We start from the raw sequence: 10,904 nt of genomic DNA, 5'->3' as shown, positions 1-10,904 counted from the left end.
CTCGCTCAGACAGTAAGACCTAATTGAACCGCACCGATCCGCAGAGAAGGGCAGCGTTCGCCTGAAGATTGTACCTGCTGTCTATTAATCCGGTTGATCGCAGTGGAAGAAAAGAGCTGCCTCCAAGTCAGTTTTGACTAGAAGAGACAGCTTGACTTTTAACGCTTGAGTGACCATAGGATTGACTGTCCTGACGCTGTTATGACTGAGTGTTATAACCCGAAATAATATTCTTGACGGTGATACGAGTGTCGTTAGGGAACCCAATCGGGATAGCGGGCAGGGCAGTAGCGGTTGCCAGATCAATCGGACGGATCGCACTTGGTTCGCCCACATAAGCCTTGGTGTCTGAGAAGAATGCCAGGTCGCCGACATAAGAGAGCGGAACAAGCCAGGAACTGGCACTGTTTACATTATAAATTTGCAGACCACCCGTCGGGAGAGTAGTGGGCTGAATGGTGATGCCAACATAGCCTTGCGTACGCGACACACGAATTTTATCCTGGCCCTTATAGCTGGGAACATCTGCGAAATTGCCATACGTAATGTGGTTCTCCCAATCAATGTCCAGATCAGTAATTCGTTTCAGATAGGCTTTTTCTCCTTGCGTGGTGCAGAATAATAATTTGTTGTCCAAGTAGACTCCGGATACCGTATTGTCCAGCAAGCTTAACGTGTTAGGCAAGCCAATCTCATCATTTCCAAAATAGGTAATCATGCCAATCGATCCAAGCGTGATTTGCGTGTGTCCATCAGGGTGAACAGTTAATGGGTTGCGGGTCTCGTCTAAGCTAAGCTGAAATCCCAAGTTATACCGGGTAAAATTGTCATCATCAATGGTAATGGCCATTACATAATCCTTTTTATCGGCAACCTTGCAGGCAAGACAGACAAAGTCGCTATTCTCATTGCCCGCGAAGGCGAAAGGTCTGCCTAGGCCGACATCCACATTCGTTATAACTGTATCCGTGTTGGTATCAATAATCGTAACGTTATGGTCTCCGGCATTGGCTACATAGACTTTGTTTCCATAAGGAGCAGCGAAAATAGCAACAGGAACAGTAACCATGCTGCCAACAGTGCCAACACGAACAGTTTTGAGAATCTTAAAGGTACCCGTATCAATGATGGTGACTGAATCCCCGCCAGTGTTCACTACGTACAGCTTCTTCTCTGCGGGATCCATGCACATAGGGCCAGGTTTCATCCCCACCGGAATCCGCTGGATAATTCGGTCTTCTACAGGATCAATAACAGCGACATACCCAAATGCATAGTTAAGTTCATAAGTTACATAGATATAAGGATCGTCTGAGGGTAAATTCCTGTTGTTTGCCTTTGCTTTGTTCGGATTCATAGATGAAATCCCCTTTCTTGTGTCACTAGCTAATGGACTCGCCGGGCCCGGCGGACCGACAACCAGGGTGGGCAGGCGCGCCAGATTGTATCCGGATGCCGCATCTGGTTGTCTGCTATAGGTTATTCATAGATTCTCCGGCCCGAACAATCCAAACATCCAATAAGACTACACAAAGGCATGTGCAACAAAGAAGTCCCTGCTCAAAGAACAAGAGCTGCCCTCCAAGTCCATTTCTACCTGAAGAGACAGCTCGGCTTTAACATTCAATTATCAATAGGATTGTCTGCCATGTTGCTATGAGGACTGAGTGCTATAACCGGAAATAATGTTCTTGACGGTGATACGAGTGTCGTTCGGGAACCCAATCGGGATAGCGGGCAGAGCCTTTGCGGTTGCCAGATCAATTGGACGGATCGCTTTTGGTTCCCCCACATAAGCCTTGGTATCTGAATAAAACGCCAGGTCGCCGACATAATCAAGCGAAACTAACCAGGAACTGGCATTGTCTACATTATAGATTTGCAGACCACCCGCCTGGGAACCAGTAGGTTGAATGGTAACGCCAATATACTTTTGATTACGCGACACACGAATTTTATCCTGGCCTTTATAACTGGGAACATCTGCAATATGATCCCAGGTGATATTTCCCTTCCTATCAATGGCCAGGTTAGTAATTCGTTTCATAATGGATTTATCTTCTTGCATGGTGCAGAATAACAATTTGTTGTCCAGGTAGATCCCGGATACCGTATTGTCGAGCACACTTGACGTTTTGGACAAGCCAATTTTATCATCTCCAATGTAGGTAGCCATGCCTATAGGCCCAAGCGTTAGTTGTGTGGTTCCATCCGGGTGAACGGTCAAGGGGTTGTGGGTCCTGTCAAAGGTAAGCTCAATTCCAACTCCATACGGATAAACGCTGTCATCGTCAATGGAAATGGCGAACATTTTATCTTTATCACTAACGCAGGCAACATAGATATAGTTACTCTTCTCATGACCCGCAAAGGCGAAAGGGTTATCTTCAAACCATTGTGACAATCCCAATTCTTTAATAGACTGATTAGTGAGGGCGTCAATAATGGTAACGGACGGACCTGATTCGGCTGCATAGACTTTATTACCCTTAGGAGCAGCCAAAACAGTATTAGGATAATTCAAGGTGAATGGATTGCCAATGGGAGCGGTATTGAGAATGTTAAAGGTATCCGTATCAATGATCGTGACCGAAGGCGCATCAGTATTCACTACGTACAGCTTCTTCTCTCCGGGGTCCATGCCCATAGGGCCGGGTTTCCTACCTACCGGAATCCGTTTGATAACTTTATCTTCTATAGGATCAATAACAGCGACATATCCAAATTGAGAATTAAGTTCATAACTCACATAGATATAAGGATCGCCTGAGGGTAAATTCCTCGGGTTCATGGATGAACTCCCCTTTCTGCTCAGGGCCTATGTTGATTGATTACTATAACCGGAAATAATATTCTTGACGTTTATACGAGTGTCGGTTGGGAACCCAATCGGGATAGCGGGCAGAGCCTTTGCGGTTGCCAGATCAATTGGACGGATCGCTTTTGGTTCTCCCACATAGGCCTTGGTATCTGAGAAGAACGCCAGATCACCAACATAAGAGAGCGGAACAAGCCGGGAACTGGCACTGTTTACATTGTAGATTTGCAGACCACCCGTCGGGAGAGTAGTGGGTTGAATAGTGATGCCAATATATTCTTGTGTACGCGACACCCGAATTTTATCCTGACCTTTGTAACTGGGAACATCTTCAATTTTATCAAAGGTGATGTTTCCCCTCCAATCAACGGTCAGGTCAGTAATTCGTTTCAGAATGGCTTTTTCTTCTTGCGTGGTACAGAATAATAATTTGTTGTCCAAGTAGACCCCGGATACCGTATTGTCCAGTACACTTGACGTGTTGGCCAAACCAATGTCACCATTTCCAAAATAGTTAGCTATACCTATCGGCCCAAGCGTGACTTGTGTGGTTCCATCCGGGTGAACGGTCAAGGGGTTTCGGGTCTCGTCAAAGGTAAGCTCAAAGTCCTGACTATACCGATAAGCGTAGTCATTTTTATAGGAAATGGCAACGGCATAATCTTTTTTATCGGCAACCTTGCAGGCAACAAAAACAAAGTCGCTATACTTACTACTCGCAAGGGCAAAAGGCTTGCCTGTTAGGATCGCTACATTTGTTATAACCGTATCCGTCTCGGCATCAATAATCGTAACGCTCTGATCTCCGGCGTTAGCCACATAGACTTTGTTACCGTAAGGAGCAGCGAAGATAGCAATAGGGTTGACATTTGTGCTGCCAAGATAGCCAACAGAAATGGTTTTGAGAATGTTAAAGTTACCCGTATCAATGATAGTGACCGAATCTCCACGGGTATTCACTACGTACAGCTTCTTCTCTGCAGGGTCCATGCACATAGGGCCGGGGTTCATGCCCACGGGAATACGTTTGATAATCCGATCTTCTATAGGATCAATTACAGCGACATATCCAAACTGATAGTTAAGTTCATAAGTTACATAGATATAAGGATCGCCTGAGGGTAAATTCCTCGGGTTCATGGATGAACTCCCCTTTCTGCTCAGGGCCTATGTTGATTGATTGCTATAACTGGAAATAATATTCTTGACGGTGATACGATCATTGGTTCCGAACCCAATCGGGATAGCAGGCAGGGCCGTTGCGGATGCCAGATCAATTGGACGAACTGAGGTCAGTTCTCCCACATAGGCCTTGGTGTCTGAGAAAATCGCCAGGTCGCCGACATAAGAGAGCGGAACAAGCCGGGAGAAGGCCCCGTTTACATTATAGATTTGCAGGCCACCTGTCGGGAAAGTAGTGGGTTGAATGGTGACACCTATATAACCCTGTGTACGCGATACCCGAATTTTATCCTGACCTTTGTAGCTGCGGAAATCTGTGAATTTGTCATAGGTGATATGTCCCTCTGGATCAACTTCCAGTTCAGTAATCCGTTTCAGAATGGATTTTTCTTCATGTGTTGTGCAGAATAACATTTGGTTGTCCAGGTAGACCCCGGATACCGTATTGTCCAGCAGACTTGACGTGTTGGGCAAGCCAATTTCATTATCTCCAAAAAAGGTAGCCATGCCTGTCGGCCCAAGCGTGACTTGCGTATGCCCCTGCGGATGAACGGTCAAGGGGTTGCGGGTCTCGTCAAAAGTAAGCTCAATGCCCTCGGTATAAGGAGAAGCGTGGTCATCATCAAGGGAAAGGGCAACAACAAAATCTTTTTTATCGGCAACCTTACAGGCAACATAGATATAGAAGCTATTCTCATTGCTCGCAAAGGCGAAAGGCTTGCCTGGCTTGCCTGGGAGGATATCCACATTTTTTATAACCGTATTCGTATTGGTACTAATAATCGTTACACTATGATCTCCGGCATTGGCTACATAGACTTTGTTACCGAAAGGAGAAGCGAAGATAGCCACTGGTTCGGTATTTGTGCTGCCAGGAGTGCCAATTTGAACGGTTTTGATAATATTAAAGCTATTTGTATCAATGATGGTGACCGAACTCGAGCGGGTATTAAGCACGTAAAGCTTTGACTCAGTGATATCCGTGCACATAGGGCCAGGGTTTGCACCCACTGGAATCCGTTTAATAATTCGGTCCTCTAGAGGATCAATAACCGCAACATATCCAAATTGATAATCAAGTTCATAACTCACATAGACGTAAGGATCGCCTGAGGGTAAATTCCTGTTGTTCGCCTTGTTCGTATTCACGGATGAAATCCCCTTTCTTGTGGCACTACTAATGGACTCGCCGGGCCCGGCGGCCAGACAACCAGGGTGGCAGGCGCGCCAGATTGTATCCGGATGCCGCATCTGGTTATCTGCTATATGTTATGTCTGGATTCACCGGCCCGAATAATCCAAACATCCAGTAAGCCACAAAAAGGGCAGGTATCAGTAAAGACTGCTTACAATACATAGGTTTATGTTATACCTGCTAAAAGAAAAAGAGCTGCCCTCCAAGTCCATTTCGACTTGAAGAGACAGCTTACTGTAACGCTTGAGTGATCCATAGGATCGGCTGTTATGCTGCTACAGGGTTTGATTGCTATAACCGGAAATAACATTCTTCACTCTGAAGTAAGCTGTCCCAATGCTGATCGCAGGTAGAGCTGCTACATTGGTCAGATCAATGGGTTGAACCGAGTTAAATCCTCCCACATAGGCTTTGGTGTCTGAGAAGAATGCAAGATCGCCTGTGGAAGCAAGCGCAATAAACTGGGAAGTGCCACGGTCTACATCGTAGATTTGCAGACCACCCAGCGGGTGATCCGTGGCTTGAATGGTGACGCCAATATATTTTTGCGTAAGCGAAGTGCGAATTTTATCCTGACCTTTGTAACTGGGGATTTCTTTGTAATCATCATAGGTGATTTTCGAATTCACATCGATATCCAGGTTCTTGAATAATTTCAAAAAGTTCCTTTCTTCTCGCATCGTGCAGAATAACAAGCCGTTGTCCAGATATACCCCGGATACCGTATTGTCCAGCAAACTAGTCGGTGCTGCTGCAACTACAGGACCCTGATCATTATCAGGATCAAGAAAATAAAGGGTTTCATTTTCAAACCTGACCAGTGTGTGTCCATTCGGGTGAACGGTCAAGGGGTTGTAGGTCGAGTCAGGGAAAGGGTCCGGTCTATCTGGGTCAATCCACGTATTAGATTCATTAATATTCAAAATACTAATGGCAAAAGCAGAATAATATGCTCTTGTACTAACAATACTCTTGAGGGCAGTGTAGACGTAAGGGCTATTCTCATTGCACGCAAAGGCGTAAGCCATGTCTGGAAAATAAAAAGTTCCAATTAAACTAAGAGTAATGGCATCAAAAACCGTCAGGCAGGGATATCCATAGTTGGCTACATAGCCGTATTTGCCGCTAGGCTCTACGAAGATAGCAACAGGTTTGTCGTTAATTGGAACTGAACCTATAAGGTTAAAGGTATCTGTACTATAGACATAGACCATATTCGCAAGGCCATCCGCCACGTAAAGCTTATCTCCAGAGGGATTCAAGCACATAGCGGTAGGATTATAGCCTGCCGAAAACCGTCGGACGACCTGATCGGTAGTGGGGTCAATAACAGCGACATATCCATTATTATTAAGACTTTCATAAGACACATAGACATAAGAAAGGCCGCTCCGTGTATTCCTGTTACGGTTTGCTGTTCGATTCATATTCATAGATAAAATCTCCTTTCATGCAGCTCTATCTAATGGACTCGCCGGGCCTAAGATATTTATTAGGATTGATAGCTATAACCGGAAATAATATTTTTGACAGTGAGGAGATCCATGAAGTTTATGCCAATCAGTATACCGGGGAGGGCTGTTGCCCTTGCCACATCAATCGGAATAATCGCCATCATATCTCCTACATAGGCCATGGTGTCACCGGCAAACGCTAAATCACCTACAAGGGAGAGCGGAACAAATCGTGAGCTAGCAGCGTTTACATCGTAGATTTGCAGACCACCTGTATGAGAATTAGTGGGCTGGATGGTGACGCCAATATAATTTTGATTACTTGAAGCACGAATTTTATCCTGGCCTTTGAAACTGGATATTTCTGTGAATTGATCAAAGGTAATGTTTCCCTTATAGTCAATTCGCAGGTTTTTAAATTGTTTCAGGTAGGTTTTATTTTCTTGGGAGATGCAAAATAATAATCCGTTGTCCAGATAGACCCCTGATACCGTATTATCCAACAGACTCAGTGTTTTGGACTGATAAACTTCATGGATTCCAAAATAAGTCAACATCCCAGCCCGCCCAAGCGTGACTTGTGTCTGTCCTAATGGGTGAGCAGTCAAGGGGTTGTGGGTCCCGTCAAAGGTAAGCTCAATTCCATCTCCAACTGGATAAACGCTATCATCCAGATAGGAAATGGCGACAACATTACCGTTATCATTATCTTTAGACTTGCATGCAACAAAGACATAGGGGGCATTCTTATGACTCGCAAAGGCAAACGGGTAGCCACTTCCGGCTGGAATCATATCTACTTGCTTAATAACCTCATCCGTGACGGAGTCAATGATTGTCACGGCCCTGTCAGCAGAATGGGCTACATAGACTTTGTTCACACTAGAAGCAGCGAAGATAGCAACAGGAGCGCTATTGATAGAGGGACCGCCTATGTGAACCGTTTTGATAAAATCCCCTTTCATGTACTTCTGGCTCATGGACTCGCCGGGCCCGGCGGACAGACAACCGGATGGGCAGGCGCGCCGGTTTGTGTCCGGATGCCCCATCAGGTTGTCTGCTGTATGTTATGTCTGAATGCTCCGGCCCGAATAGTCCTAATGTCCAGTAAGGTAGAAAAAAAGAGCTGCCCCTAAGTCCATTTCGACTTGAAGAGACAGCTCGATTATTATACTAAATGTGCATTACAAGGATTGATTGCTATAACCGGAAATAATGTTCTTCACGTTGACGCGGTCTGAGGGACTTGTGCCAATCGGAATAGCAGGAATGGGATTACTTGGATTTCCCAAATCAATCGGTTGAATCGAAGTCAGTTGTCCTACATAGGCAATGATGTCATCGACAAGTGCTAAATCACCGACATAAGGGAGCGGAACAAACCGTGAGCTAGCAGCGTTTACATCGTAAATTTGCAGACCACCTGTCGGGAAAGTGGTGGGTTGAATGGTGATGCAAATAGTACTTTGATTACTTGAAGCAAGGATTTTATCCTGGCCTTTGTAGCTAGAAATCTCTGTGAATTGATCATTGGTAATGTTTCCTTGCTGGTCAATAAACAGGTTGTTGAATTTTTTCAGATAGGCTCTATCTTCTCGCGAGGTGCAAAATAACATATCATTATCCAGATAGATCCCGGATACCGTATTGTCCAGCAGACTAAAAGTTTTGGAGGGACCAATTGTAAGTGGTTCAAAATGAGTCAACATGCCAGTCGGCCCAAGTGTGACTAGTTCCACTCCGCCTGGGTACACGGTCAAGGGGTTGTGGATCCCGTCAAATTCAAGCGGAGTATCATCCCCAACTGGATGGGCGGTGTCATCGTCAACAGCAATGGCGACAACATTGCCTTTATCATTATCTTTAGACTTACATGCAACAAAGACAAAGAGACTGTTCACCTTACCGGCAAAGGCAAAAGGGTATCCGCTTCCGCTAGGCAAATCCACTTGCTTAATAACCGTATCTGTGACGGAGTCAATAATTGTAACGGCCTTGTCACCCGAATGGGCTACATAGACTTTGTTCACGTTAGGAGCAGCGAAGATAGCAACAGGAGCGCTATAAGTGGACGAAGTGCCAATGTGAAGGGTTTTGATAACGTTAAAGTCATATGCATCAATGATAGTGACCGAATCATTGCCCGTATTTACTACATAAAGCTTATCCTCACTTGGATTCAAACACATAGGACCAGGGTTAAGGCCCACCGGAATCCGTTTGGTGACCTTATTGTATACAGGATCAATGACAGCGACGTAGCCAAAATAATAGGAAAGTTCATAACTCGCAAACACGTAAGGATTAATATTTGATGCTAGACTTCTTCTGTGGTTTGCTATTTTCGTATTCATAATTAAAAACCCCTTTCATGTGCTTCTGGCTCATGGACTCGCCGGGCCCGGCGGACGGACAACCGGATGGGCAGGCGCGCCGGATCTCCCGGATGCCGCATCAGGTTGTCTGCTGTAGGGTATGTCCGAAATCTCCGGCCCGAATAATCCATTCGTCCAACAAAGCCACAAAAAGGGCAAGGGTTACCCCTTCACCGCTCCCGCTGTAAGTCCGCTAACAATGTACTTTTGACAGAAGATATACAGGATTAGCACGGGAAGGGAAGTTAACACCAGGTCTGCGAAGATCAGATTCCAGTCCCGGCTGTACTTGCCGTAGAAATTGTACACCGAGAGCGGCATCGTCCAGTCCGAGCTGTCGGTCAGGAAGTAGAGCGGAATGGTAATGTCGTTCCAGACAGACATGAAGACCATAATCGCTACGGTGGCGTTCACCGGAACGATCAGCGGGGTCACGATCTTGAAGAACACATCGAATGTGTTCGCCCCCTCCAGAAAAGCGACCTCATCCAGCGCCTTCGGAATAGACCGGATGAATCCGCTGTACAGAAACACGCTGAACGCTGTGTTAAGCGAGGCGTAGATCAGAATGACGCTGGTGATGCTGCCGTAGAAGCCCATCCACTGCACGACACGGATCGTGGTGATGGTGGACATCGGCGCGATCAGACCCATGAAGAAGAACATGTACAGGAAATTCGACCACTTGGTCTCGCGGCGTACGAGAATGAAGGAGGCCGCTGACGAGGTGAAGATGTTCAGGATGGACGAGACGCCGGTAATCAGCATCCCGTTCAGGAACGCCCGTCCCAGACCGCCTTCCTTGAAAACGGTCGTATAGTTGGAGAATTTCCACTCCTCCGGGAGCCGCAGCGAGAACTTCAGCACCTCGGAGCTGGTCATGAAGCTGCCGAACAGCATAATCAGCAGCGGCAGGATGATCAGCAGCGAGGCCAGAATCAGGAAGCCTTCAACCAGATAGTTGCGCCAAGCCATTTTACGGGAAAAGCTCATTATTCCGATACCTCCTTACGCCGCATGAAGATCAGCAGTGGAATGGCGATGACCGTTACGGCTGCGAACAGCAGGGTGTTGACGGCAGTGCCCAGCCCCCAGCTGCCTTCACCGAAGGAGCGGAGGATGATCGTGCCGACCACCTGGGAGGCATTGCCCGGCCCCCCGCCGGTGAGCACGAAGACCTCGGAGAATACCTTGAGGCCGCCGATCAACGTCAGCATCAGATTGATGTTAATCGCAGGGAGCAGCAGCGGAATCGTGATGCTGCGGAAGCTGCGCCAGGAGCCTGCCCCGTCGATGGTTGCGGCTTCATAATATTCCTTGGAGATCGACTGGAGCCCGGCCAAATAGATGGCCATCTGGAAGCCGGTATGCTGCCAGATGGACACAAATGCCACGGTCCAGATGACCAGCGCCGGATTGGTCAGCCAGGCCTGGCTCAGCGAAGGCAGTCCCACTGCTTCGAAGATGCGGTTAATCGTCCCGTCGGAGCGCAGCATCGGCGTGAACACAATGCTAATAACCAAAACGCTCAGGATCGACGGAGAGTAAAAAATCGCCCGCAGCAGGTTTTTGGATTTTAGCTTCATGTTCAAGCCGACCGCCAGCGCGATTCCGAGCAGGTTTTTGCCTAAGACGGTAACGATGGCGAAGATCGCTGTGTTTTTCATCGCAAGCAATAGGGTTCTATCCGTGAAAATCCGCTCAAAGTTGTCCCAGCCGATGAACTTGATCGCTTCCCGGTCCAGCCGCCAGTCAGTGAAGGAATAGAAGAGTCCGGTTAGCGCGGGCAGCACGAAAAACACAGAATAGATCAATAGCGCAGGCCAGATCAGGTAATACGAGTATAGTCTCTTGGATACTTTCATCTCTTCACACTCCTC

At 46.9% G+C, this 10,904-nt stretch carries 9 protein-coding genes; all 9 read right to left on the bottom strand.

Annotated features, from left to right (window positions below):
* Window positions 1-199: 199 nt before the first annotated feature.
* Window positions 200-1,357 (bottom strand): YncE family protein, encoded by a 1,158-nt coding sequence (locus NSS83_RS09290; protein WP_341348090.1) that lies wholly within the window; start codon window positions 1,355-1,357, stop codon window positions 200-202.
* A gap of 297 nt (window positions 1,358-1,654) precedes the next feature.
* Window positions 1,655-2,791, bottom strand: a complete 1,137-nt coding sequence (locus NSS83_RS09285) for a YncE family protein (RefSeq protein ID WP_341348089.1) — start codon at window positions 2,789-2,791, stop codon at window positions 1,655-1,657.
* A gap of 27 nt (window positions 2,792-2,818) precedes the next feature.
* Window positions 2,819-3,958, bottom strand: coding sequence for a YncE family protein (locus tag NSS83_RS09280; RefSeq protein ID WP_341348088.1), 1,140 nt, complete (start codon window positions 3,956-3,958; stop codon window positions 2,819-2,821).
* 27 nt (window positions 3,959-3,985) lie between these two features.
* Entirely contained in the window at window positions 3,986-5,149 is a 1,164-nt protein-coding gene (locus NSS83_RS09275) for a YncE family protein (protein ID WP_341348087.1), read from the bottom strand.
* A gap of 321 nt (window positions 5,150-5,470) precedes the next feature.
* Entirely contained in the window at window positions 5,471-6,628 is a 1,158-nt protein-coding gene (locus NSS83_RS09270; protein ID WP_341348086.1) for a hypothetical protein, read from the bottom strand.
* Between the two features lie 59 nt (window positions 6,629-6,687).
* Window positions 6,688-7,614: a hypothetical protein gene (locus tag NSS83_RS09265; RefSeq protein ID WP_341348085.1), complete on the bottom strand. Its 927-nt coding sequence runs from the start codon at window positions 7,612-7,614 to the stop codon at window positions 6,688-6,690.
* Window positions 7,615-7,833: 219 nt separating this feature from the next.
* Entirely contained in the window at window positions 7,834-9,003 is a 1,170-nt protein-coding gene (locus NSS83_RS09260) for a YncE family protein (protein ID WP_341348084.1), read from the bottom strand.
* Window positions 9,004-9,186: 183 nt separating this feature from the next.
* Window positions 9,187-10,017: a carbohydrate ABC transporter permease gene (locus NSS83_RS09255; protein ID WP_341184716.1), complete on the bottom strand. Its 831-nt coding sequence runs from the start codon at window positions 10,015-10,017 to the stop codon at window positions 9,187-9,189.
* Window positions 10,017-10,889, bottom strand: coding sequence for a sugar ABC transporter permease (locus NSS83_RS09250; RefSeq protein ID WP_341348083.1), 873 nt, complete (start codon window positions 10,887-10,889; stop codon window positions 10,017-10,019). The genes NSS83_RS09255 and NSS83_RS09250 overlap by 1 nt, the downstream gene beginning before the upstream one ends.
* Between the last annotated feature and the right edge of the window lie 15 nt (window positions 10,890-10,904).

The sequence above is a fragment of the Paenibacillus sp. FSL H3-0469 genome, from assembly GCF_038051945.1.
Classification (GTDB): domain Bacteria; phylum Bacillota; class Bacilli; order Paenibacillales; family Paenibacillaceae; genus Paenibacillus_AQ.
Note: the sequence above shows the minus strand (reverse complement) of the source record. Positions and strands in the feature narration are given on the sequence as shown.